Here is a 25186-nt window from a genome sequence, read left to right on the forward strand (position 1 = left end):
CCTGCGCCAGACCAATACAGGCCGCCTTCTCCTCAAGGCCATGCGCGCCTTCAACGAGCGCTCCATGCTGGCGGTCCGCGAGCGGGGGCATCCGGCTCTGAGTTTTGCGCATGCTGCGATTCTGCCGCATATCGGCACGGAAGGAGCGCATCTCACCGATATTGCCGAGCGGGCCGGCATGCGAAAGCAATCCGCCTCTCAGCTCATCGGAGAGCTTGAAGCCGCGGGCTATGTCGACCGCAGCAAGGATACCGCCGACAAGCGGGCACTCATCATCAAGTTCACCCCTCAGGGAGAGCGATTCCTGCAGGACGCCGCTGCGGTGAAAACCCGCATTGAAGATGAACTCCGGAAAGAGCTTGGCGCTGAACGATACGAACTCCTGAGGGATATCCTGAAAGATTTCCCTGGAGTGGAGTGAGTTGAAGCCTCGCCACGGATCCCCGTAGCCATCGGCCTTCAAAAACACTATCTCTGGCGGCTCGATTTCCTGACGAACGAGACCCATGACCTCTTCCCGCCCCGTCTCCGCCGGCGATCACATCTTTCTCGTCGACGGCTCGTCCTTCATCTTCCGGTCCTACTTCCAGTCCATGAACCAGGATTCGAAGTACAACAGCCGGACGTCGGACGGCATGCCGACCGGGGCTGTGCGCCTGTTCGTGACGAAGCTCATGCAGTTTATGCGGGACGGCGCGGCGGGCCTCAAGCCGACGCATCTCGCCATCGTGCTCGACAAGTCCGAGGGCTCGTTCCGCAAGGAACTCTACGAGGACTACAAGGGCCACCGCCCCGATCCGCCGGATGACCTGCGCGTGCAGATGCCGCTGATGCGCGAGGCGATTCGCGCCTTCGGCCTCGAGCCCATCGAGCAGGCCCGCTACGAGGCGGACGATCTCATCGCCACTTACGCCCAGCAGGCGAAGGCGCGCGGCGCGGACGTGCTCATCATCACCTCCGACAAGGATCTGATGCAACTCGTGGGGCCGGGCATCGCGTTCTACGATTTCGAATCCGGCATCAAGGGCAAGCCCGGCTATCGGCCCGAGCGCAACCTCGACGCCGCCGCCGTGATGGAGAAGTGGGAGGGCATGCCGCCGGAGAAGATCGGCGACGTTCTGGCGCTCATGGGCGACACCTCCGACAACATTCCGGGCGTGCCCGGCATCGGCCTCAAGACCGCCGCCCAGCTCATCAAGGAATACGGCGATCTCGAAACGCTGTTGTCCCGCGCGCATGAGATCAAGCAGCCCAAGCGCCGCGAGACGCTTCTTGCCAACATCGACAACGCGCGCCTCTCACGCAAGCTCGTGACCCTCGATTGCGAGGCGCCGCTGCCGATCTCCATCGACGCGCTGCAATTGCCCGATCTCGATGCGCGAAAACTTCTCGCCTTCACCAAGGCGATGGAGTTCAACGCGCTCACCCGCCGCTTCGGCGAACTTTATGAAACCGATCCTGCCGCCATCGATCCCGATCCGCGTCTCCTGCCCGGTGGCGAGGCGATTTCTTGGGGCGGGCGCCCGCAGGCCGTTTTCGATGAGGAAGCGCCCGCCACCCATGTCGAGGGCGTCTTCACGCCCGGGGATCTCGCGACACGCCTTGCGACGCAGGCATCCTCGCAAGCCTTCGACCGCAGCCTCTACGAGACAGTCACCGATCTCGCGCGCCTGAAGGAATGGGTGCGCGAGGCGAGCGAGCAAGGTCATGTCGCCGTCGATACGGAGACGAATGCGCTCGATCCGAACCTTGCCGATCTCGTCGGCTTCTCCCTCGCGACCGCGCCGAACAAAGCCTGCTACGTGCCGCTGAAACATCGCGGCGGCACGGATCTCTTCGGCGGCGGCCTCGTGCCGGGGCAACTTTCGATGACGGACGCGCTCGATGTCATCAAGCCACTGCTCGAAGCTCCTGCCATTCTCAAGATCGGGCAGAACCTCAAATACGATTGGGTGGTGCTCAAGCGCCACGGCATCGACGTGCGCCCTTACGACGATACCATGCTGTTGTCCTACGTGCTCGATGCCGGAAAAGGCTCGCATGGCATGGATGAGCTGTCGCGCCGCCATCTCGGCCATTCGCCGATTCCGTTCTCGGAGGTCGCGGGCACGGGCAAGAACCAGGTGACCTTCGATCAGGTCGAGATCGAGAAGGCCACCGCCTACGCGGCGGAGGATGCGGACGTCACCTTGCGCCTGTGGCAGGTGCTGAAACCCCGTCTTGCCGCGGAGCGCCGCGCGAGCGTCTATGAGACGCTGGAGCGCCCGATGGTCGACACGCTGGCGCGCATGGAGATGCGCGGCATTCTCGTGGACCGGCAAATCCTCAGCCGCCTCTCCGGCGATTTCGCGCAGTCCCTCGCGCGGCTCGAAGCTGAGATCCACGAGATCGCGGGTGAAAAGTTCACCGTCAGCTCGCCGAAGCAGATCGGCGACATTCTCTTTGGCAGGATGGGCCTGCCCGGCGCGAAGAAGACGCCCTCCGGCCAATGGGCGACGCCCGCGACGCTCCTCGATGAGCTTGCGCAGGCGGGCCATGTGCTTCCTGAACGCATTCTCGAATGGCGTCAGCTCGCGAAGCTCAAATCGACTTATACCGACACGTTGCAGGACCACATGAACCCGACGACGGGGCGTGTGCACACGTCCTTCGCGCTCGCCGCGACGACGACGGGGCGGCTCTCTTCATCGGAGCCGAACCTGCAGAACATTCCGATCCGCACGGAAGCGGGCCGCAAGATCCGCACGGCCTTCATCGCGCCGCCGGGTTCGATGATCATTTCCGCCGACTACAGTCAGATCGAACTGCGCATCCTCGCGCATATCGCCGACATTCCGCAATTGCAGGAAGCCTTCGCCAAAGGGCAGGACATTCACGCCGCGACCGCCTCCGCCGTGTTCGGCGTGCCGATGGACCAGATGACGTCGGAACTGCGCCGTCAGGCGAAGACCATCAATTTCGGCATCATCTACGGCATCTCCGCCTTCGGCCTCGCGCAGCGCCTCGGCATCCCGCAGGGCGATGCGGCGGCTTTCATCAAGCAGTATTTCGAGCGTTTCCCCGGCATCCGGGACTACATGGACGAGACGAAGAAGATGTGCCGCGAGCACGGCTTCGTTACCACGATCTTCGGGCGCGTCTGCCACTATCCGCAGATCAAGTCCGGCAATCCGTCCGAGCGCGCGGCGGTGGAGCGGCAGGCGATCAACGCGCCGATCCAGGGCTCCGCCGCCGACATCATCCGCCGTGCGATGGTGCGGATGGAGGACGCGCTGCAAGCCGAGCGTCTGTCTGCCCGCATGCTGCTGCAAGTGCACGACGAACTCGTCTTCGAGGTGCCGGATGAGGAAGTCGAGGCCACCTTGCCCGTCGTCTCCCGCGTGATGACGCAGGCCGCCTTCCCCGCCGTCCACCTGAAAGTCCCGCTCGCCGTGGACGCACGCGCGGCGCAGAACTGGGACGAGGCGCATTAGCGGTCGATCAATCGATTCTGCTTGTTTTGACGATATTACAGCCACGAGGATCGTGCCGTGCATGCCATCGTATGGGAGTTTAAGGTAGCAACTACGAATCGCTCGGCCTTCGAGAAGGCTTATGGCCCCAACGGTGATTGGGTCATGCTATTTCGGAGCAGCGCCGGCTATCGCGGCACGCAGTTGCTGCGGGACGAGGCAGAACCCAGCCGCTACCTCACCATCGACCGCTGGGAATCGCGCGCTGATTTCGAAGTCATGAAAGCGACCTTCGCCACCGAATACGATAGGCTGGACCGCCTGTTCGAGAATCTGACGGTCAGCGAAACGAAGATCGGTGATTTCGCGACAGATTGAAATGCTCCGCAGGATCGCCCTTCATCCCATCGTGACAAACGGCTTGTGTCTGCTTCCTTGCGTGTTGCTGACCTGGTTGTTCGTGAACAATCTCGATTTCGCCATGAACGCACCCGCGTGCGCTGACTGGCGGGATCTAGGAACGGGATGCCTGCCGATCGGATGGGAAGGCCCCTTTGCCGATGCGTGGCATCTCAAGTCACGGCAGAATGCGATCATCAGCGCCTTCGTCAGTTTGTCGCTGAGTCTGGGGGCTCTGGGCACAAGCGTTCTGGTTCTCTGGCGTTCCGAGCATGTGCACCGTTCCAGGAAGATGGTGGCCTTGCTTCAAGCGGGCCTTGTTGTCACCATCGTCCTTAAGGCTTTCGTGCAGGACAGCTTTGCCTAGTAAACTCCCAGCCATGCGCTCGCGTCGGGAGAGATAGGCCAAGAAGGCTTTTCCGTTCCGCGCTCAAGAGCGGTATTTTCAGTTCGCTGGTTTCAAGGGCAGGCTTGAAGGAGCGCGGCATGACCTATGAGCTTTACTATTGGCCCGGCATCCAGGGGCGCGGCGAGTTCGTGCGGCTAGTGCTGGAGGAGGCGGGGGCCGACTACATCGATGTGGCGCGCGGGCCGAAATCGAAGGGCCAGGGCCTTGGTCCCCTGATGGACATTCTCGACGGCGAAGATGTGGAGCGCCCGCCCTTCGCGCCGCCCTTTTTAAGGGATGGCGATGTCATCGTCGGCCAGACGGCGGCGATCCTGTTCTATCTCGGCCCCAAGCTCGGCCTTGCCCCGAAGAGCGAGATCGACCGGCTCTGGACGCACCAGATCCAGCTCACCATCACCGATCTCGTGGCGGAAGCGCACGACTCGCACCACCCGATTTCCGTCAATCTCTATTACGAGGACCAGAAGAAGGAGGCCTCTCGGCGTGCGAAGGACTTTCGCGAGGACCGGGTGCCGAAATTCCTCAACTGGTTCGAGCGCATTCTCGCGCGCAATCCTCATGGCGACCGCCATCTCGTCGGCAAGTCGCTGACGTATGTCGATCTTTCGCTGTTCCAGGTGATCGAAGGCCTCACCTATGCCTTCCCGCGCGCCATGACACGCCTTCTGCCCGACACGCCGCGCATTGCGGCCCTCCACGATGCGGTGGCGGAGCGGCCCCGCATCAAGGCTTATCTCGCCAGCAAGCGGCGTCTCCCTCGTAACGACGAGGGCATTTTCCGACGTTATCCGGAGCTGGACGGATAAGGCGGAACCGCTCTTCCCGACACGATTTCGCTCTCGAGCAGTGCGCGACCGGTTTCGCGTGCGCTCTCGCACGCGCCGGAAAACCCCGTACGTTCACATGGGTCCACGGGGAATGCACTCACCTAGGAAAGTCATGAACGGAAGCCCCGGCTTTGAAGGGCTTCTCACCATGCCGATTTTCCGCCCCGCGCGAGGGCGCGCTCTTTCCCAAGAGGGAAGTGCGAGATGAGGAGGACGAGCCATGCCAGCACCCGCTTTTTGGGGATCCAGGATCGACGCCAGCAGCACTGACGGCGGCGCGCAATATCAATCGAGCTTCACGGCACTCAACGACGGCACGTTCGTTGGGGTGTGGGTGGACGAGGGCAACGACGGCGATGTGTGGGGTCAGCTCTTCAATGCGGACGGCAGCAAGAAGGGCGATGTCTTCAAGATCAACACCGTGGACAGCGGCTTCCAGATCAACCCTGTCGTCACGGCGCTGAAGGGTGGCGGCTTCGCTGTCGCATTCGCATCGTTCAACGGAACCGACATGGATGTGCGCGCGCGCGTCTTCGACCGGAATGCCCAACCGATCAACGCCAACGAGATCACTTTCGGGAGTGCTGCCGGCAACCAGACCAAGCCGGCCATCACCGCTTTCGGCGATGGCTTCATCGTGTCCCATCTCGGCTACAACGGCACGACGGGCGTTTCGAACTTCGTGTTCAATGCGACGGGCACCGTGATCGGCACGACAGCGATCGACGGCGGAACGTACCTGTCCCCCTCCGTCGCGGTGACGGATTTAGGCCTTTATAACGGCCTGTTCCTCACCGCCGCCATGCTACCCAACAACAGTATCGTGCTGCGCTCCCAGAGCGGCAGCACGATCAGCAGCGAATGGTTCATCCCGAGCGATGCAGAGGTCAATCGGTCCGACGTGCGTGTCACGGCGCTCAAGGACGGCAAGTTCATCGTTACCTGGATTGCATCCGATCCCTTCTCCAAGGACTACGTCCAGGCCGTCATTTATGGCGCCGACGGGGTGGCTTCGCAGAGGATCGACCTTCTGGAGGGGCAGCTAGGAAAGCGTTACGAGAAAATGGCCGTGACGGTGCTGGCCGACGGGGGCTTCGCCATCGCCGTTCAGATGCAAACGTCGAACGACATCATAGCCTGCGCCTTCGCCAGCAACGGAACTGCCACGGGCGCTTCTTTCACGGTCCATCCGGGTGGAAACGCCGGCACGCAAAGCGACCCGACGATCACCGGGCTGGCGGACGGCCGCTTCATCGTCGGCTGGTCGGATGACGGAGGCGGCCCCGGCGCCCCGCCAAGCCACATCAAGGCTCAGATCTTCGATCCGCGCGGCCTCGACATCAATTGGACCGGGACCGACGGCAGCGAACAATTCGCGGGCTCCAATGGCTCGGACATCCTTCATGGCGGCGCGGGCAACGACAGTCTTTATGGCGGCGCCGGCACCGACGGCCTCCATGGCGATGCTGGTGCCGATTACCTGGATGGCGGCGCTGACTGGGACTACGCAAGCTACGAATTCGCTACATCCGCCGTCACCGTCAATCTGGAGGATACCGGGCTGAACACCGGCGATGCGGCGGGTGACGCCTATTCCGGAATCGAAGCCTTCGTCGGGTCCTCGCACAACGATACGCTGATTGGCGCAAACGAGCGTAGAAACGAGTTCTACGCTAAGGCCGGCAATGACAAGATCGTCGGCGGCAACATCGGCGATACACTTTATGGCGAACTTGGTCACGATACCATCGAAGGCGGCGCCGGCAACGACAGTCTTAATAGTGGCGAAGGCGACGACCGGCTCGACGGCGGCGCAGGTCTCGACACGCTCGTCGGCAGCGCGGGCGACGATGTTTATGTGATCGATGCCGAAGATGTGCTTGTTGAGGAAGCCAATGGCGGCACCGACACCGTCTTCGTTGGGTTCTCCTACACACTTGGCGCCAATTTCGAGAATCTGTCGGCCCTGGAAGCCGGGGCGATCAATCTCACCGGCAACAATAGCGCCAACACGCTCACCGGCAATGCCTCAGCGAACGTGCTCAACGGCCTTGGCGGCAACGACATGCTGATCGGCGGCGCGGGCAGCGATACGCTGGCGGGTGGCGCGGGAGACGACACCTACATCTCCGATGGAACGGATGTGATCGTGGAACTCGCCGGTGAAGGATACGACACGGTTTTTGCCGGTGGGTCCTACACGCTTCATGCGAATATTGAACGCGTGGTCGCTTCTGGGTCGGCGGCGCTCAATCTCACCGGCAATACCGGCGCCAACGTGATCGAAGGAAACGCCGGCAACAACAAGATCGCGGGCGGCCTCGGCCTCGATACGCTGACGGGCGGTCTCGGCAAGGACATCTTCGTCTTCGACACCAGGCTCAACAAGAATACGAATCTCGATAGGGTGCTCGACTTCAATGTCCGCGACGACAGCATCTACCTCGAAAACAAGTACATGACGAAGATCGGAAAAGGCTCGCTCAAGAAGCCGCTGAAGATCGACCAGAATGCGTTCTGGGTCGGCAGCGCCGCGCACGATGCCGATGACCGGATCATCTACAACAAGAAGACCGGCGCTCTCTCCTACGACGCGGACGGCACCGGCAGCATCAAGGCGGTGCAGATCGCCGTGCTGTCGAAGAACCTCAAGATGACCTACGCGGACATCTTCGTGATCTGATCCACGACTGCTGTAACACAGATACAATATCGTCATGGCCGGGCTTGTCCCGGCCATGATCGTTCAAGTGCCATTTCCTAGCAGCAACAGGGGGCTTTTGAGCACCGCCTGGAGCGCGACGGCCGAAAAACAAGCATCTGCCAAAAGAGGGCGCAGCTCTGCCCATCTTTCATGCCGTTGTCACGCGTGAACGTTATTGCTTAACTGCTGGCCTAGGACTCGACTCTTCAAGTCGGGAATAAAGGCCGCAGAAAGCGGCTTATGCGAGGGAAGCAATGGCAAACGTTTGGATCAACGAATTTCACTATGACAATGGCGGCGCAGCCGATGCGAACGAATTCATCGAGATCGCCGGGCTGGCCGGAACCAATCTGACCGGTTGGAAAATCCAGCTCTACAACGGCAACAGCACGAGCCTCAAACTTTATCAAGAGATCGCCCTGTCCAGTGTTCTGACCGACGTCACGGGCACGGGGTTCGGCTTTTTCAGCGTCGATGCAGCCGCCATGCAGAATGGTGGAACCACCAGTAGCCCCTCTCCTGACGGCATTGCCCTCGTCGATGCTTCGGGGACGGTCGTCGAATTTCTGAGCTACGAAGGCGTGTTCGTTGCAGCGGACGGCGCCGCCGCCGGCATGACGAGCACCGATGTCGGTGTCTTCGAGGACGGTACCGGCTCGGTGACCGGTTCGATCCAGCGGCAGGGCAGCGGCAGATCCTCCAGCGATTTCAACACCTGGGCCGTTTTCGCAACGGATGGCACCTCGACCCGGGACGCCGCGAATGCGGGTCAGACCTTCGAGGCTCCCTCGGGCGACCAAATCCTCGACATCGCCGCCGATCTGGCGAGCGCGTCCGAGGGTAACAGCGGCACGAAGACGTTCACCTTCACCGTCACGCGCTCGAATGCGTCAGGTGATGTGAGCGTGGACTGGGTTCTCTCGGGCATCGGCGGCGCAGGCCAGGCGTCTACGGACGATTTCGACGGCCTCACCAGCGGCAAGGTCGAGTTCACGGGAACCGAAACCACCAAGACCATCACGGTCACGGTCAAGGGAGACACGGCCTACGAGGGCAACGAAGCCTTCTCCGTAACGCTGTCGAACGCGACCCCAGGCGTGACGATCGGCACGGCCACCGCCACGAGCACGATCCTCAACGACGATCCGCTGCCGATCTACATGATCCAGGGCCACGGCCATACCTCCGATCAGGTGGGCAAGACCGTGATGACGACCGGCGTCATCACCGCCATTCAGATGACAGGCACCACGCGCGGCTTCTACGTGCAGGACGTCAACGGCGACGGCGATGCCACGACTTCGGACGCGATCTTCGTGTTCCGTGGTTCGAGCTGGACGCCGAACGTGGAAATCGGCGATGCGGTGACGGTCAACGGCAAGGTGGCGGAATATCGCTCCTCAAGCTCGCCCGCCGATCTGACGCTGACGCAATTCGGCGCGGATGCGACGGTGACCGTCACCTCCAAGGGCAATGCGTTGCCCGACGCCGTGGTCATCGGCCCTCACGGCATCACGCCACCGACTGGCGATGCAGCCGCTGCTGCTGCGTTCTTCGAGAGCTTGGAGGGCATGCGCGTCACCGTCGAGCCTACCCGCGTCGTCGGCGCCACCAACAGCTACGGCGAAATCTGGGCGCTCATCGAGGGCACTTACGACGAATCGATCCTGAACGGACGCGGCGGGCTTCCGAACGCGGCGGACAACTACCACCTCAATCGCATCCAGTTCGACAATATCCGCGACAGCCTTGCGCTGCCGATGGTCGATGTCGGCGCGCGTCTGGGCACGGCCACCGGCATCATGACCTATGGCTTCTCGAGCTACGAGGTCCTCCTCGACAGCACGCCCGTCGTGACGGCGCAGTCGCCGCTGCAGGCCGAGACGACGAACGTGACCGCATGGAACCCGTTCTTCCTGTCCTTCGGCACCTACAACGTCGAGAACCTGGACCCCAACGACAACGATGGCGACGCCGACGTCGACAGCGGCCATTTCGCGAAGGTCGCCCGCCACATCGTGGAAAACATGGGCGCGCCGAACGTCATCGCGCTGCAGGAAATCCAGGACGACAGCGGCAGCGTCGACAATGGCATCGTTTCCGCGGACAAGACCCTGCAGAAGCTCGTCGACACCATCGTCGCCGCAGGCGGGCCACGCTACAAGTTCGCCTACATGACGCCGGAGAACAACAAGGACGGCGGCCAGACCGGCGGCAACATCCGCCAGGCTTTCCTCTACAATGATGATGTCGTGGACCTCGTCCCGGGATCGCTTCAGCGCATCGTCGATCCGGACCCGGCGGTCAACGACGCCTTCCAGGCCAGCCGCAAGCCGCTCGTCGCGAAGTTCACGTTCAACGGTGAAGAATATACCTTCATCAACAACCACCTGAACTCGAAGGGTGGCGACGATCCGGTGTTCGGAACGAACAACCCGCCGGTCCTGAACTCCGAAGTGCAGCGCATCGAGCAGGCGAAGCTCATCAACGCCTATGTGGATGGCCTCCTCGCATTCAATGCCAATGCGAATGTCGTCGTGCTCGGCGACATGAACGACTTCTCCTGGAGCAATCCGCTCAAGACGCTCAGCGGCGAGAGCGATGGCTCGCAGGTTCTGTTCAACCTGGCGGACGAGTTCATCGCCGATGCGCGCGACCGGACGGACTATGTCTACAACGGCGTGTCGCAGTCCCTCGACCACATGTATGTCTCGGCCGGCCTTCGCGCGCGGATCGAGGCGTTCGACATCGTTCGCACGAATTCCGAGTTCGACGATGCCGAGCGCGCCAGCGACCACGATCCGCTGGTGGCCCGCTCCACTTTCGAAGTGATGCGCGGCACCGAAGCCGCCAACCTGCTGACCGGCACCGACCAGAGCAACGCTATCATCGGCGCTGGCGGCGGCGACCTTCTCAACGGCAAGGGCGGCGCGGATTATCTGCAGGGCGATGCCGGCAACGACACGCTCGTCGGCGGCAGCGGCGCGGACGGTCTCTATGGCGGAGACGGCACCGACACCGCTTCATACGCCGATGCGGGAGCCGGGGTGGTGGCGAGTCTCATCAACCAGGCTGCCAACACGGGCGATGCGGCGGGAGATATCTTCAACTCCATCGAAATCCTGGTCGGCTCTGCCTTCGCGGATACGCTGACCGGCGATAATCTCGCCAACACGCTCAATGGCGGCGCCGGGGCGGATCAGCTCGAAGGCGGCAACGGAGACGACACTTACCTCGTGGACGATGTGGGCGACCGCGTCATCGACGCATCGGGCTACGATACCGTCCTCACGGTGGTCGACTACACGGCCGGAATCGACATCGAGGTTCTGCGGGCCGCCGATGCCGGCGGGGGGATCAGCCTCAAGGGCAACGATCTCGGCAACATCCTGATCGGCAACGGCGCGGCCAACCGTCTGTCCGGTGGGCGTGGGGCGGACAGCCTCACGGGTGGAGCAGGCAAGGACTCGTTCGTGTTCGACACCAAGCCTGCGAAGACGGAGATCGACAAGATCATCGACTTCTCGGTGAAGGACGACACGATCCTGCTCGACAACGCGATCTTCAAGAAGCTCGGCAAGGGCACGGTCGCCAAGCCCGGCAAGCTCAACAAGGACTACTTCGCCAAGGATAAAGCGAAGGACGACAACGATTACCTGATCTACGACACGAAGAAGGGTACGCTGTCCTACGACGTTGACGGATCGGGCAAGGCCAAGGCCATCGTGATCGCAACCCTCGACAAGGGTCTCAAGCAGATGTCGGCCGCGGACTTCCTGGTGATCTGATCCGGCTCGCTTGCAAAATAAAGGGAGTCCCCACGGCGACGTGGGGGCTCTTTTCGTTTCGGGACATAAAAGGCTTAAGCCTCAGCGCCCGATGCTGCTCCGATCAGTTCCACCCGGCCCTGATGCAGTTTGAAGAACCCTTCCTGCGGTGCGGGCAAATGCAGCATCTCGTGCTTTGAAAGGCCGAGATAGAGGCCGCGGATCACGCGCCCTGTGACGCCGTGGGAGATGGCGACGACGGGCCCATCAATATCGGCGAGCCACGAAGCCACACGCTCGCAGAGCGTCTCGAAGGTCTCGCCATCCGGCGAGCGAAAGAACCAGTCGAAGGCGTCGGCCCCGTTCAAGGCGTCAGGATATTCGATGCCGACTTCATAGCGCGTCATGCCATCCCAGGAGCCTAGCGAGATTTCGGCAAGGCGCGGCTCGTTGGATTGCGCGAGCGTCACATGGCGCGCGATCAGGTCGGCCGTCGCCTGCGTGCGCCCGAGCGGGCTGACATGGGCCTTGAGGGGTTTGGGAAGGGCACGCGTCTCCTGCGCGAGAAGACGCCCGAGAGAGTCCGCCTGCTCGCGCCCGCGTTCGGTGAGGGGGGAATCCATCCGGCCCTGGTAACGCCCGGCCGCGTTCCACAGCGTTTCGCCGTGGCGGATGAGGTAGATCATGCCGCCAGCCGGCCCATGGCCTCGTTCAGGCACTCGACTTCGATAGGGCGGCCCGCGCGGGCGATGAGGCTGCAGCCTTTCGGCACTTCCTGCCAGCCCTTCGCCTTGTCGTCGATGGGCTCCGAGACGATGAGAAGGTTTCCGTCGACCTCGCGGAAATACAGGGTCGGGGGCTGCGCGTCGCAGGACCAGCGATAGGCGTAAAGATCCTCACCATCGGTGACGGCGGCGGTGAACTTGAACGGCTCGTCGATGCCGGCCTCGTCCATGAGGCCGCGCACGATCTTCAAGGTGCGCGCCATCGCGGCCACAGGGTCTTCGGCCAGGCCGTTCGCAAGGGCGAGCAGGAAGATCGCCTCCGAATCGGTGGTGCCGTGGCGGGTGTCGTAGAGCCCGTCGGGGATCATCGCCTCAAGGCGGCGCTTGATCTTCTTGTAGCCGCCGATCTGGCCGTTATGCATGAAGAGATGGCGGCCATGGGCGAAGGGATGGCAGTTCGCCCGCATGGTGGCGGTGCCGGTGGCGGCCCGCACATGAGCGAAGAACAGGCTGGAGCGCACCTGATCGCACAGGCTGCGCAGGTTCTCGTCCGACCAGGCCGGGCGCACCTCCCGGTAGACCCCCGGCTCGCGGCGCTCGCGATACCAGCCGATGCCGAAGCCGTCCCCGTTCGTCTCCGTCTTCGTCTCGATGGCGTGGAGAGACTGGTGGACCAGCGAGTGAGCGGGAGCGCAGACCAGATCGGCCAGAAAGATCGATTCGCCCCGGTAGGCAAGAAAGCGGCACATCGGCTTTGTCGGAACCCCAGGCGCTCGCGGCGCCGTGTGTTATCCTGTTATCTTGTCTGTTCTAAGCTGAATATGCCGTTAATGCCAAGGCATTCACTGGGCATTGCGGTGCAATGTTCATTCTCCTAATGCTGAAATAACAAGCATCAAAAAAATCGACCGAGGGGGCCCCGTTTCATGCCGTTCCGTGTTCTGGCGCTTGTCGCCGCCATGTTTCTCGTGCCCGAAGCCGCCGGAGCGGCGGAACTCGACGGGCGTGCGCTCGGCTTTGCCTGGGCGTTTCCCTTCATTGGTATCCTTCTCTCGATCGCGCTGTTCCCGCTTTTCGCGGCGCACACCTGGGAACATCACCAGGGCAAGATCGCAGCCTTCTGGGCACTCCTGACGGTGATTCCGATCACGCTCACGGGCGGGGCCTCGACCGCCGTCCAGGTTCTCACTCATACGGCGCTGCTCGAATACATCCCGTTCATTCTCCTGCTGCTCGCACTGTTCACCGTCGCGGGCGGCATTCTGGTGCGCGGGAACATTCATGGCGCGCCGGTTTCCAACACACTGCTGCTTGCCATCGGCACGGCGCTCGCGAGCGTCATCGGCACCACGGGGGCGTCGATGGTGATGATCCGCCCCGTCCTTCGCGCCAACGACGACCGCCGGCACAACGCGCATGTGGTGGTGTTTTTTATCTTCCTCGTCTCGAACATCGGCGGCTCGCTCACGCCGCTGGGCGATCCGCCGCTGTTCCTGGGCTTCCTGCGCGGGGTCGATTTCTTCTGGACGACGAAGCACCTCTTTCCTCAAACGCTGTTCGCCAGCGGCCTCGTGCTGCTCGTGTTCTTCTTCCTCGACTGGATGATCTACCGCGCGGAAGGCCGCACGAGGCCGGATCCGACGCCCGATAATCCCGTGCGCATTTCGGGCGGCCTGAACTTCCTGCTCATCGGCGTCATCATCGCCGCGATCCTCATGAGCGCGACGGCCGATCTCGGGCGAGTGATGGTCCTCGGTATCGAGGTGGAATGGGCAAACGCCTTACGCGATCTCATCATGGTCGTGGTGACGGTGGTCTCGCTGACCTCGACGCCGCAATCTGCGCATGAGGAAAACGGCTTTTCGTGGGGGCCGATCAAGGAGGTGGCGAAGCTCTTCGCGGGGATCTTCATCACCATCATCCCCGTTCTCGCCATGCTCAAGGCCGGATCGCAGGGCGCTTTTGCCCCGCTCGTGGCGCTGGTGACCCATGCCGACGGCAGCGCGAACAATGCGGCCTTCTTCTGGCTGGCGGGTGGCCTCTCGTCCTTCCTCGACAATGCGCCGACCTATCTCGTGTTCTTCGAGTTGGCCGGGGGCGATGCGCAAAGGCTCATGACGGAAGGCGCGCTGACGCTTGCGGCCATCTCGGCGGGCGCGGTGTTCATGGGCGCGAATTCCTATATCGGCAACGCGCCCAACTTCATGGTCTATGCCATCGCCCGCGAGGGCGGCGTGAAGATGCCGAGCTTCTTCGCCTACCTCCTGTGGTCGGGTGCGGTGCTCATCCCGACCTTCCTGCTCGTGACGTTCATCTTCTTCAGGGGGTGAAGCGCCGCCGCCTTTCACCTCTCCCCGCCGGGGAGAGGTCGAGCGTAGCGAGGGTGAGGGGACGCGGAGGGTTATCCGGAGATGGCGTAATCCCTCACCCCAACCCTCTCCCTGAGGGAGAGGGGGAATTGGTGGCGTTACGCTTCAAGTGTTGCCGCCACATGCTCCGCGAGGGACAGGCAGGAGGTCAGTCCCGGGCTCTCGATGCCGAAAAGCTGCACGAGGCCGTCAAGGCCGTGTTCCGCCGGGCCGTCGATGAGAAAATCGGCGGCGGGTTCGCCGGGACCGGTGAGCTTGGGGCGGATGCCGGCGTAATCCGGCATCAGCGCGCCATCCGGCAGGCCCGGCCAGTAGCGGCGGATGGAGGCGTAGAAGCTTTCCGCGCGCTGCGGGTCGACCTCGTAATCCTCGCTCTCGATCCATTCCACATCCGGCCCGAAGCGCATGCGCCCGGCAAGATCGAGCGTCACGTGGGTGCCGAGCCCACCGTCCACCGGCGCGGGATAGATCAGGCGTGAGAAGGCGGGCTTGCCGGAGCAGCCGAAATAATGGCCCTTGGCGAGCACGAGGCGCGGCACGCGCTCCTGCGGATAAGCATCCACCTGTCGCGCCAGCGCCTGCGCGCCGAGCCCGGCCGCGTTGATCGTCGCATCGACGGCAATTTCGGCCGGCTCCGCGCCGCCCACGTGCACGGTCCATCCCGTTCCCTTGTGCGCGATGCGCGCGACGGGCGCATGAAAGGCGATCACGCCGCCTGCGGATTCGAGATCGCCCTGCAACGCCAGCATCAGGGCGTGGGTGTCCACGATGCCGGTCTCAGGCGAAAAAAGCGCGCCGGTGCAGGAGAGGTTGGGTTCGAGCCTTCGCGCCTCTTCGCCCGTCAGGAACGACAGCCCCTCCACGCCGTTGGCGAGGCCCTGCGCGTGAATCGCTTCGACCTTCGCCTGCTCGCGCTCGTTCGTGGCGACGATGAGCTTGCCGCATCTTCGATAAGGCACGCCGTGGCTTTCGCAGAAGGCGTAGAGCATCCGCCGCCCGGTAACGCAGTGGCGGGCCTTGAGGGAACCTGCGGGATAATACATCCCGCCGTGGATCACTTCGCTGTTGCGGGAGGAGATGCCGTTGCCGATGCCGCCCGTCGCCTCCGCGACGATCACCGCATGGCCGCGTATGGCGAGCGCCCGGGCGATGGCGAGGCCGACGACTCCAGCTCCGATGACGAGAACATCCATGCGCGCCTCGTGAAAACGGCGGCCCGAGAGCCGCCGTTCATCAAGTCAAAAGCATGATTGGAGTTCAAGCCGCAATCGACATCTGCGGTGCGGCGGCCTTCACGTCTGCGTCCACATAAGCCTCGAAACGCTTGAAGTTCTCGGTGAACATGTCGACGAGGCGCTTCGCTGTTTCGGCGAAGGCGGCTTTGTCTGCCCAGGTCTTCACCGGGTAGAGGATATGCGGCTCGACGCCCGGCACCGAGGTCGGCACCGCGAAGCCGAAGTAGGGATCGCGGCGGAAATCGGCACGCGACAGTGAGCCGTCGAGGGCCGCGGAGAGCAGGCGGCGCGTCACGCGGATCGGCATGCGCCGGCCCGTGCCGTACTTGCCGCCGGTCCAGCCCGTGTTCACAAGCCAGCAATCCACGTGATGCTTGGCGATGAGATCGCGCAAAAGATTGCCGTAGACGGACGGATGGCGCGGCATGAACGGCGCGCCGAAGCAGGTGGAGAACGTCGCCTCCGGATCGCTGACGCCCTTCTCCGTGCCGGCGACCTTGGCGGTGTAGCCGGAGAGGAAGTGATACATCGCCTCGGCAGGCGTGAGCTTCGCGATGGGAGGCAGGACGCCGAAGGCGTCGCAGGTGAGCATCACGATGTTCTTCGGAATGCCTGCGCGGCCCGTGGTGCTGGCGTTCTCGATGAAATCGAGCGGATAGGCGCAGCGTGTGTTCTCGGTCCTGGACGCATCGTCGAAATCCGGCACGCGCGTGATCGGGTCGATGATGACGTTCTCGAGCACCGTTCCGAAACGTTCCGTCGTTGCGAAAATCTCGGGCTCGGCCTCGCGGGAGAGGCGGATGGTCTTGGCGTAGCAGCCGCCCTCGAAGTTGAACACGCCGTTCGGGCCCCAGCCGTGCTCGTCATCGCCGATCAGCGTGCGGTTCGGATCGGCGGAGAGCGTTGTCTTGCCGGTGCCGGAGAGGCCGAAGAACACGGCGGCATCATTCTCGTCGCCCACGTTCGCCGAGCAGTGCATCGGCATCACGCTCACTTTCGGTAACACGAAGTTGAGATAAGTGAAGACCGACTTCTTCATCTCGCCCGCATAGGACGTGCCGCCGATCAGCACGATCTTGCGGGTGAAGTCGCAGGCGATGATCGTCTCCGAGCGGCAGCCGTGGCGGGCGGGATCGGCCTTGAAGGTCGGAAGATCGACGATGGTGAGATCGGGCGCGTAAGCCGCAAGCTCACCCTCGTCCGGACGGATGAGGAGGTTGCGGATGAAGAGCGAGTGCCAGGCAAGCTCGGTGAAGACGCGCGCCTTGACCCGGTAGGTCGGGTCCGCGCCGCCATAGAGATCCTGCGCGAAGAGTTCCTTGCCTTTGGCGTGGGCGAGGAAGTCCTGCAGCAGAAGGTCGAACTGGGCGGGGGTGATGGAGCCGTTGTTCTCCCACCACACCGTGTCCTCGGTGGTGGCATCGCGCACGACGAACTTGTCCTTGGGCGAGCGGCCCGTATGGGCGCCTGTCTCGGCAAGCAGAGCGCCGCCGCGCACGAGCTGCGTTTCGTTGCGCTTCAGGGATTGCTCGTAGAGCGCGGGCGCCTCGAGATTCCAGAAAACCCGTTCGAGACCGGTAAACCCGAAGGTTTCAGACCCATTCTTGCTGTTGAAGACGCCGATATTCTCCACGAAGAACCTCCCTTGTGGCCACCCGCGCAACCGGGCTGGAGCCGGTCCGGGTTTATCTCTGACGTGCGCGCGACGAGGGGGCAGCGCCCCACCTGTCGAAATATATGGGGCGGTCTTTAAGTCATGGAACGTTGCCGTTCAACAGTCGGCATTCCATTTCGTTCTATTTTTCGGCAATGCCTCGGGCGCGCTCCGCCAGATCCTTCAGCACATGCCTTAAGGAAACCGCGTCCGTCACCCGTTCCGGAAACGCGATCCGCGCCGTTCTGTCGCCGAGAATGAGGTCGATGCCCTCCGGGTCGATCCCGCTTGCTTCCCACCGTCCGGGCGCTTCGCCTGCGAGCTGCGTCGCATAGAGTTCGAGCGTCGGCTTATGATCGGCATTCACATGGGCGAGGGCGTCGGCCTCCGCCGCGATCAGCCCGTCAGCGCCGGTCAAGTTGGTCCTCAATTCCTGTGCGCTCAAGGTCGCGGCCCGGGCAAAGCCGCCGTTGAGGTGGCCACTCAGGATCTCGATGCGCCAGAACGAGAAATCGGCGAAGTCGGCATAGAGCGCGGCCTTGGGATTGCGCGCCAGAAAGCGCGCGCGGACGCGCGGGTCTTCGCTGCGGGCGGCCTTTCCAAGAACCGTCAGGCGCGGGTGCGCCAGCGGGTCGCCGCGCCCCGTCTGGGCGAGAAGCAGGCACACGCGCGGATCGCGCTCCATGTTGGTTGTGTGGGCGGCAAGCTTCGAGGTGAGGATAAGGGGCGCGCCGTCGCTGTCGCTTGCCACGCTCGTCAGCGTCGTGAAGGGAAAGCCCGAAGCCTCCAGCGTGCCGAGGGCGCCCGCGCGGATCGTGCGCAGCAGAAGCTTGCCGAGGCCGGTGCCGTCGAAGGGTCTCTCGGGCGTTTTCGGCTCGCTCATCGTTCATCTCCGGTTCGGGGCACAGGCGTTACAGCATGATCAGAACAAGTGGAAACCGGTTGTTCGCCCGGATCATGCTGCGAATAAGAAATCTAGAGGCGATCAGCCTCTAGAAGTTTGATTTGCATCGGCTTTTCGAAATGAGGATTCATGCGTTCGATCACGCATAAAATCCTAGGATAACTCCGCCCCTCTGGCGATTGGGGCGAACAAACCATACATATGCCACGAGAAAGGCACAGTTGGACGTTCAGCGTCTTGCCGCCAGGGCCGCCCGGAGAGGTTCGGCCTTCCTGTTAGATAAGGATGAGTTCATGCCGACGATTGCTCTCGTCGATGACGACCGCAACATTCTGACGTCCGTTTCCATCGCGCTTGAAGCCGAAGGTTATCGGATCCAGACCTATACGGACGGCGCCTCGGCCCTCGACGGCTTGAAGCATTCCCCGCCGGACCTCGCCATCTTCGACATCAAGATGCCGCGCATGGACGGGATGGAGCTGCTTCGCCGCCTGCGCCAGAAATCCGATCTGCCGGTGATCTTCCTCACCTCCAAGGACGAGGAGATCGACGAATTGTTCGGCCTCAAGATGGGCGCCGACGATTTCATCCGCAAACCCTTCTCGCAGCGTCTTCTGGTGGAGCGGGTGAAGGCCGTTCTGCGCCGTTTCGCGCCGAAGGACCAGAATGCGCCGCGCGAGGCCGATTCCAAGGCGCTCGAACGCGGCCAGCTGGCGATGGACCCCGAGCGTCACGCCTGCACCTGGAAAGGCGAGCCGGTGACCCTCACGGTGACGGAATTCCTGATTCTTCAGGCGCTCGCCGCGCGTCCGGGCGTCGTGAAGAGCCGCAACGCCCTCATGGACGCGGCCTATGACGATCAGGTTTATGTCGACGACCGCACCATCGACAGCCACATCAAGCGCCTGCGTAAGAAATTCAAGGCTGTCGACGACAATTTCGAGATGATAGAAACCCTCTACGGCGTCGGATACCGGTTCAAGGAAGGCTGATACCGGAGCATGGCCGGGAAGGCTGAATGAAAGCGGATTTCATCAATGCGGAGACCGGGGGCGAGGATCAATCTGCTCCTCGCGGGGTGCTCGCGCGCCTGAAGGAATTCGGGCGCCTGTTGTGGCTGCAGATGTCGTCGAGCCTCACCCGGCGCATCGTCGTGCTGAACCTTGCCGGTCTCGTCGCGCTCCTCGTCGGCTTTCTCTATCTCAACCAGTTCCGCGAAGGGCTGATCGAAGCGCGGGTGCAGAGCCTTCTCACGCAAGGTGAGATCATCGCCGGCGCGATTGCCAGTTCCGCCACGGTTGAAACCGACACCATCACCCTCGATCCCGACAAGCTTCTGCAGATGCAGGCCGGGCAGACGGAGAAGTTCGCGGAAGAAAATCTCTCGCCGCTGGAATTCTCCATCAGTCCCGAGCGTGTCGCTCCGCTTCTGCGCCGCCTCGTGACGCCGACGCGCACCCGCGCGCGCATCTACGACCGCGAGGGCGCGCTGCTTCTCGATTCCCGCGCGCTCTATTCGCGCGGCGATATCTTGCGCCTCGATCTGCCGCCGGTGACGGACGAGGACACCAATGTCTTCGAGCGCACCTGGAACAGCGTGCGCACCTTCTTCCGCCGCTCCCGCCGCACGGGGCCGGAGGAGATCGGCCCGGTCAACGGCAAGTCGCTGCCGGAGGTGCAACAGGCCTTTCAGGGCAAGCAATGGGACGAGGTGCGAACCAACGCGCGGGGCGAGACCATCGTCTCCGTCGCGGTGCCTATCCAGCGCTTCCGCACCATCCAGGGCGTGCTGCTTCTCTCCACGCAAGGCAACGACATCGATTCCATCATCGCCTCCGAGCGCATGGCCCTGCTGCAGGTGTTCCTGATCGCCGCCGTCGTCATGATCGTTCTTTCGCTGCTGCTTGCGGGCGCCATTGCCGGGCCGGTGCGGCGTCTCGCGGAAGCGGCGGAGCGGGTGCGGTGGGGAACGAAGTCGCGACAGGAAATTCCCGACTTCAGCAACCGCTCCGATGAGATCGGCCACCTGTCGGTGGCGATCCGCGACATGACCCGTGCGCTCTACAACCGCATTGCCGCCATCGAGAGTTTTGCCGCCGACGTGGCGCATGAGCTCAAGAACCCGCTCACCTCCCTGCGCAGTGCGGTGGAGACCCTGCCGCTTGCCCGCAGCGATGAGTCCAAACAGCGCCTGATGTCGATCATCCAGCACGACGTGAAGCGCCTCGACCGGCTGATCACCGACATCTCCGACGCTTCGCGGCTCGATGCGGAGCTGGCGCGGGCGGATGCCGAGGCGGTCGACGTGGCGCGTCTGCTGGAGGCGGTGGTCTCGGTCGCCAACGAGCGGCGGCACGAGGGCGATCCCATGATCCGCCTGACGATCGAGCGCCCGAATGCGGGCCGCGACAGCTTCCTGATCTTCGGGCACGACAGCCGCCTCGGCCAGGTGTTCAACAACCTGTTCGACAACGCGCGCTCGTTCTCGCCGCCGGATGCGCCCGTTCAGGTGACGTTGCGCCGCCGTCGGGGCGATATCGAAGTCTTCGTGGAGGATAGCGGGCCCGGCATCGAGCCCCACGCCCTCGACCGGATCTTCGAGCGCTTCTACACCGACCGTCCGGACCAGGGTTTCGGCCAGAATTCGGGCCTCGGCCTGTCGATCTCGCGCCAGATCGTGGAGGCGCACCGGGGCACCATCCGGGCCGAAAACCGCCTCGGCCCGCCAGGAGAAGACGGCGAGCCGATCCGCCTTGGGGCGCGCTTCATCATCCGCATTCCCGCCGCCGGCCATCCGCATGGTTAAGGCTGAGACCATCTACGCCGGCTGCGTCGTGATCGGCGAGGCGGGCATTCTCATTCGCGGCGGGCCGAAGACCGGCAAGTCCACCCTCGCCCGGGAGCTGGTTTTTCATGCAAATCAGGCTTGCATGTTTGCCCGTCTTGTCAGTGACGACCGCACCCGGATCGAGCCTTGCGGCAGCCGCCTCGTGGTGCGCCCGGTGCCTCCCATCGAGGGCCAAATCGAGGTCCGAGGCGTTGGAATCATGGCTGTTTCCTTCGAAAAGGCCGCCGTGCTGCGCCTTGTGATCGACCTCTTTCCCGAGGACCCGCCACGCTATCCGGAGGAGGCGGAAGCCCAGGCCGTTCTCTGCGGCGTCTTGCTGCCCCGGCTTGCAAGTCGAACCGGAACCCCCTTATCTGATGTGGTCTTGAGCAGACTGAGGGTGTGACGACAGGGTCGTGACACTGTGATGAAGATTTCGTCTCAATGCTCTTGCGCTTGGCGTTGCAATGCACAAAATAGCGGCTCCGCTCCACGGAGCGAACGGACCAGAGACATTATGATTGGCATGGTGCTCGTCACCCACGGGCAGCTCGCGACGGAATTCAAGGCCGCGCTTGAGCATGTGGTGGGTCAGCAAGAGCAGCTCGAAACGATCACGATCGGCCCCGACGACGACATGGAAACCCGGCGCAAGGACATCATGGCCGCCGTGTGCCGTGTCAATTCGGGCCAGGGCGTCGTGGTCTTGACCGACATGTTCGGGGGCACCCCATCGAACCTCGCCCTCTCGTGCATGAACGGCGGCTCGGTGGAAGTCGTCGCCGGCATCAACCTGCCCATGTTGATCAAGCTCGCCAGCGTGCGCGACGAGGAAACCCTCACCGACGCCGTGGCTCACGCCCAGGAGGCGGGGCGCAAATACATCAACGTCGCCTCGCGCGTTCTCTCCGGAAAGTAAGCGTTTATGGCCGATTCCCTCGATTCGGACTGTCCCCCGGCCCCTGTCCCCGAGGGCGCGCTGGCGCGCGAATTGCCCATCATCAACCGGCGTGGCCTCCATGCCCGCGCTTCCGCCAAGTTCGTCCAGACCGTCGAGCGCTACGATTCCGATGTGACCGTGACCCGCTGCGGCGAGACGGTCGGCGGCCGCTCCATCATGGGCCTCCTGACGCTGGCCGCCGCCCAGGGCACATCGATCACCGTCACCGCCAAGGGCGAGGACGCCCCCGCCTGCCTACAAGCCCTGGACGACCTTCTTGCCGACAGGTTCGGCGAGGACGAGTAAGGCCGCAACAGCGACGGTAAAACCTCGCTTGACACTGCCTGCTTGATTCTTATTTTAACTCTCATCGGTGCAGATCGACTGAGGCCATTAGGCCGATAGTACCGCTGCTGTCGGGGCAACCCGATCACTTGCTTATGGCTGTGGGCCTTCGGGCTTGGCTTTGTCGAGGATTAATGGGGCGGCTTCGGCCGCCCCAAAATTTTTCAGGCCTGCCCCACATTGAAGGCTGTCTCCTCGGCAACGCGCCCGAAAGGAGCATGCCGCAGCACTTTGACCCGGGTGGATCGCCCATATCCGCTTTCCACGAACATCTCCAAGGGTACCTGCTCGCCCCGTAGAGGCACCGTAGACCTGCGCATGCGGAAGAAAGCACAATAACGCGGATCGCCTTGATGCTCAGGCTCGGCGTAAAGGTGGAAGACGGTCCAGTTATTTTCCATCGTCAGGGAAACTCGACTGGCAGGTTTCGCGAACAGTCCTTCGATCATCTGCGTCAGGAGGGTGGTCTTCTCATGTCTCATGGGGCAGAAGACCCTGAGGGGTGGTCCTCTTTCGACGGTCACATCGTCATTTTCCGGGGCGATGCCGTTCTTCAATTCCCGTGAATAGCAGTGGCGGCTGTACCTGAGCCTTACGCTGAAGACCACATCATTCCCAGATTGTGTCCTCCACGGCAAAATCCTGATGCTCTGCGAGAGATGAGTAAGCGAATAGGATGCGTCGCGGAATATTAGAGATGCTGGATGCATGCAGAGACGGAAGACTCGCCATTGTTCTTATTTCTGTACAGCGTGAGCCTTGGGGCGCATAGGGAATAAATTCAAAGCAGCCCTGCGTTTCCAGGCCCATATAAAGATATCTTTATATCTTGATTGCCTCTTCCGTGAGTCTCTGTTAGAGACGGCGCAAGCCAACGCTTCACGGAAAAGAGACACTCATGAGCGCCGCTAAGGACTACATCGTCAAAGACATCTCCCTCGCCGAATTCGGCCGCAAGGAAATCTCCATCGCGGAAACCGAAATGCCGGGCCTCATGGCCGTGCGCGAGGAATACGGCCCGAAGCAGCCGCTCAAGGGCGCCCGCATTGCCGGCTCGCTCCACATGACCATCCAGACCGCCGTGCTGATCGAGACCTTGAAGCATCTCGGCGCGGACATCCGCTGGGTGTCGTGCAACATCTATTCGACCCAGGATCACGCGGCCTCCGCGATTGCCGCCGCCGGCATCCCGGTCTTCGCCTATAAGGGCGAGACGCTTTCCGAGTATTGGGACTACACCGCCAAGCTGTTCGACTGGCATGGCGGCGGCGTGCCGAACATGATCCTCGACGACGGCGGCGATGCCACCATGCTCGTCCACCTCGGCCTGCGCGCCGAGCAGGGCGACGTGGCTTTCCTCGAGAAGCCCGGCGCTGAGGAAGAGGAAGTCCTCTTCGCTCTCATCAAGCGCCTCCTGAAGGAAAAGCCGAAGGGCTGGTTCGCGGAAGTCGCGAAGTCCATTAAGGGCGTTTCGGAAGAGACCACCACGGGCGTTCACCGCCTCTACATCATGGCCAAGGAAGGCAAGCTGCTCTTCCCGGCCATCAACGTGAACGACTCCGTTACCAAGTCGAAGTTCGACAACCTCTATGGCTGCCGTGAATCGCTCGTCGACGGCATCCGCCGCGGCACCGACGTCATGATGGCCGGCAAGGTCGCGATGGTTGCCGGCTTCGGCGACGTGGGCAAGGGCTCGGCGGCTTCGCTCCGTCAGGCCGGCTGCCGCGTTCTCGTCTCGGAAGTCGATCCGATCTGCGCCCTGCAGGCCGCGATGGAAGGCTATGAAGTGACCACGATGGAAGACGCGGCTCCCCGCGCCGACATCTTCGTCACCGCCACCGGCAACAAGGACGTCATCACCCTCGATCACATGCGCGCCATGAAGGATCGGGCCATCGTCTGCAACATCGGCCACTTCGACAACGAGATCCAGGTCGCGGGTCTCAAGAACCTCAAGTGGAACAACATCAAGCCGCAGGTCGACGAGATCACCTTCGCCGACGGGCACCGCATCATCCTTCTCTCGGAAGGCCGCCTCGTGAACCTCGGCAACGCGATGGGCCACCCGTCCTTCGTGATGTCGGCCTCCTTCACCAACCAGACGCTGGCCCAGATCGAACTCTGGAACAACGCCGGCAAGTACGAGAAGAAGGTCTACACCCTGCCCAAGCACCTGGACGAGAAGGTCGCCTCGCTGCACCTCGAGAAGATCGGCGTGAAGCTCACCAAGCTGCGTCCCGACCAGGCGTCCTACATCGGCGTGAAGGAAAGCGGCCCGTTCAAGCCGGACCACTACCGCTACTGATCGGCCGATCCTTTTCGGCAATCACGGAAAAGCCCGGCCCCGCGCCGGGCTTTTTCTTTTGTGCCGCGCACAGGCTGCGAACCGGTTTTCCCACCGCAATCAACAGGTTCTCCACACGGTTTGTCCATTAGCCTTAAACAGACCTTAACCCTCTTCCTGGCGGAGTCGGCGGTGGTCTATGGTGAACGCGATTCGTCCGATTGCGTTGGGCCTTTTCGGCCCATCGGTTGTTCCGTTCATGTGCAGATCTAAGGTGCCCTGGCGCTGGTTGCGCCGGGTTCCGTTTTTCATGACGCGCCTTTCATCGGGCGCGCGATTTCTTGG

The 25186-nt window shown here is 62.7% G+C and carries 20 protein-coding genes; 14 read left to right on the top strand and 6 right to left on the bottom strand.

Features of this window, described 5'->3' with window-relative positions:
• Nucleotides 1-64 precede the first annotated feature (64 nt).
• From DQW91_RS17330 to DQW91_RS03055, 7 genes are all read left to right on the top strand, one after another.
• The gene (locus DQW91_RS17330) at nt 65-421 is read left to right on the top strand and encodes a MarR family winged helix-turn-helix transcriptional regulator (protein WP_425373365.1); all 357 of its coding nucleotides are present in this window, start codon (nt 65-67) and stop codon (nt 419-421) included.
• Between the two features lie 85 nt (nt 422-506).
• Nucleotides 507-3473 (top strand): DNA polymerase I, encoded by a 2967-nt coding sequence (gene polA / locus DQW91_RS03030; protein ID WP_112662052.1) that lies wholly within the window; start codon nt 507-509, stop codon nt 3471-3473.
• Nucleotides 3474-3530: 57 nt separating this feature from the next.
• Nucleotides 3531-3830 (top strand): antibiotic biosynthesis monooxygenase family protein, encoded by a 300-nt coding sequence (locus DQW91_RS03035; protein WP_112662053.1) that lies wholly within the window; start codon nt 3531-3533, stop codon nt 3828-3830.
• A gap of 1 nt (nt 3831) precedes the next feature.
• Nucleotides 3832-4218, top strand: coding sequence for a hypothetical protein (locus DQW91_RS03040; protein WP_112662054.1), 387 nt, complete (start codon nt 3832-3834; stop codon nt 4216-4218).
• Nucleotides 4219-4337: 119 nt separating this feature from the next.
• A complete protein-coding gene (locus DQW91_RS03045; protein WP_112662439.1) occupies nt 4338-5066 on the top strand; it encodes a glutathione S-transferase in 729 nt (242 codons plus the stop codon).
• A 241-nt stretch (nt 5067-5307) separates the two neighbouring features.
• Nucleotides 5308-7770: a calcium-binding protein gene (locus DQW91_RS03050; protein WP_112662055.1), complete on the top strand. Its 2463-nt coding sequence runs from the start codon at nt 5308-5310 to the stop codon at nt 7768-7770.
• Between the two features lie 275 nt (nt 7771-8045).
• Complete coding sequence (locus DQW91_RS03055; protein WP_112662056.1) at nt 8046-11579, top strand: endonuclease/exonuclease/phosphatase family protein; 3534 nt, start codon at nt 8046-8048, stop codon at nt 11577-11579.
• A 74-nt stretch (nt 11580-11653) separates the two neighbouring features.
• On the opposite strand, the gene DQW91_RS03060 is transcribed toward DQW91_RS03055, so the two are convergent.
• Complete coding sequence (locus DQW91_RS03060; RefSeq protein ID WP_112662057.1) at nt 11654-12244, bottom strand: histidine phosphatase family protein; 591 nt, start codon at nt 12242-12244, stop codon at nt 11654-11656.
• Complete coding sequence (locus DQW91_RS03065) at nt 12241-13032, bottom strand: class II glutamine amidotransferase (protein ID WP_112662058.1); 792 nt, start codon at nt 13030-13032, stop codon at nt 12241-12243. Before DQW91_RS03065 ends, DQW91_RS03060 begins: the two co-directional genes overlap by 4 nt.
• 177 nt (nt 13033-13209) lie before the next feature.
• On the opposite strand from DQW91_RS03065, the gene DQW91_RS03070 reads away from it, so the two are divergent.
• Complete coding sequence (locus DQW91_RS03070; RefSeq protein WP_112662059.1) at nt 13210-14613, top strand: sodium:proton antiporter; 1404 nt, start codon at nt 13210-13212, stop codon at nt 14611-14613.
• A gap of 137 nt (nt 14614-14750) precedes the next feature.
• On the opposite strand, the gene DQW91_RS03075 is transcribed toward DQW91_RS03070, so the two are convergent.
• The 3 genes from DQW91_RS03075 to DQW91_RS03085 all read right to left on the bottom strand — a co-directional run bounded on the left by DQW91_RS03075 (nt 14751) and on the right by DQW91_RS03085 (nt 18424).
• Entirely contained in the window at nt 14751-15845 is a 1095-nt protein-coding gene (locus tag DQW91_RS03075) for an NAD(P)/FAD-dependent oxidoreductase (protein ID WP_112662060.1), read from the bottom strand.
• 64 nt (nt 15846-15909) lie between these two features.
• A complete protein-coding gene (locus DQW91_RS03080) occupies nt 15910-17520 on the bottom strand; it encodes a phosphoenolpyruvate carboxykinase (protein WP_112662061.1) in 1611 nt (536 codons plus the stop codon).
• Nucleotides 17521-17683: 163 nt separating this feature from the next.
• Nucleotides 17684-18424, bottom strand: coding sequence for a HugZ family pyridoxamine 5'-phosphate oxidase (locus tag DQW91_RS03085; RefSeq protein WP_112662062.1), 741 nt, complete (start codon nt 18422-18424; stop codon nt 17684-17686).
• Between the two features lie 314 nt (nt 18425-18738).
• Between DQW91_RS03085 and DQW91_RS03090 the strand changes: the two genes are divergently transcribed.
• The 5 genes from DQW91_RS03090 to DQW91_RS03110 all read left to right on the top strand — a co-directional run bounded on the left by DQW91_RS03090 (nt 18739) and on the right by DQW91_RS03110 (nt 22518).
• Entirely contained in the window at nt 18739-19437 is a 699-nt protein-coding gene (locus DQW91_RS03090) for a response regulator transcription factor (protein ID WP_112662063.1), read from the top strand.
• Nucleotides 19438-19463: 26 nt separating this feature from the next.
• Nucleotides 19464-21251: a sensor histidine kinase gene (locus DQW91_RS03095; protein WP_112662064.1), complete on the top strand. Its 1788-nt coding sequence runs from the start codon at nt 19464-19466 to the stop codon at nt 21249-21251.
• Nucleotides 21244-21678: an HPr kinase/phosphorylase gene (locus DQW91_RS03100; RefSeq protein WP_112662065.1), complete on the top strand. Its 435-nt coding sequence runs from the start codon at nt 21244-21246 to the stop codon at nt 21676-21678. Before DQW91_RS03095 ends, DQW91_RS03100 begins: the two co-directional genes overlap by 8 nt.
• Before the next feature lie 111 nt (nt 21679-21789).
• Entirely contained in the window at nt 21790-22191 is a 402-nt protein-coding gene (locus DQW91_RS03105) for a PTS sugar transporter subunit IIA (protein ID WP_112662066.1), read from the top strand.
• A 6-nt stretch (nt 22192-22197) separates the two neighbouring features.
• A complete protein-coding gene (locus tag DQW91_RS03110) occupies nt 22198-22518 on the top strand; it encodes an HPr family phosphocarrier protein (RefSeq protein WP_112662067.1) in 321 nt (106 codons plus the stop codon).
• 203 nt (nt 22519-22721) lie between these two features.
• Here the strand turns inward: DQW91_RS03110 and DQW91_RS03115 are convergent, their stop codons facing one another.
• On the bottom strand, nt 22722-23114 hold the full coding sequence (locus tag DQW91_RS03115; protein ID WP_157961316.1) for a hypothetical protein: 393 nt from the start codon (nt 23112-23114) through the stop codon (nt 22722-22724).
• 341 nt (nt 23115-23455) lie between these two features.
• On the opposite strand from DQW91_RS03115, the gene ahcY reads away from it, so the two are divergent.
• Entirely contained in the window at nt 23456-24862 is a 1407-nt protein-coding gene (gene ahcY, locus DQW91_RS03120) for an adenosylhomocysteinase (RefSeq protein ID WP_112662069.1), read from the top strand.
• The last annotated feature ends 324 nt before the right edge of the window (nt 24863-25186 follow it).

Origin of the sequence: Microvirga flavescens (assembly GCF_003290125.1) — a bacterium.
In the GTDB taxonomy this organism is placed as follows: domain Bacteria; phylum Pseudomonadota; class Alphaproteobacteria; order Rhizobiales; family Beijerinckiaceae; genus Microvirga; species Microvirga flavescens.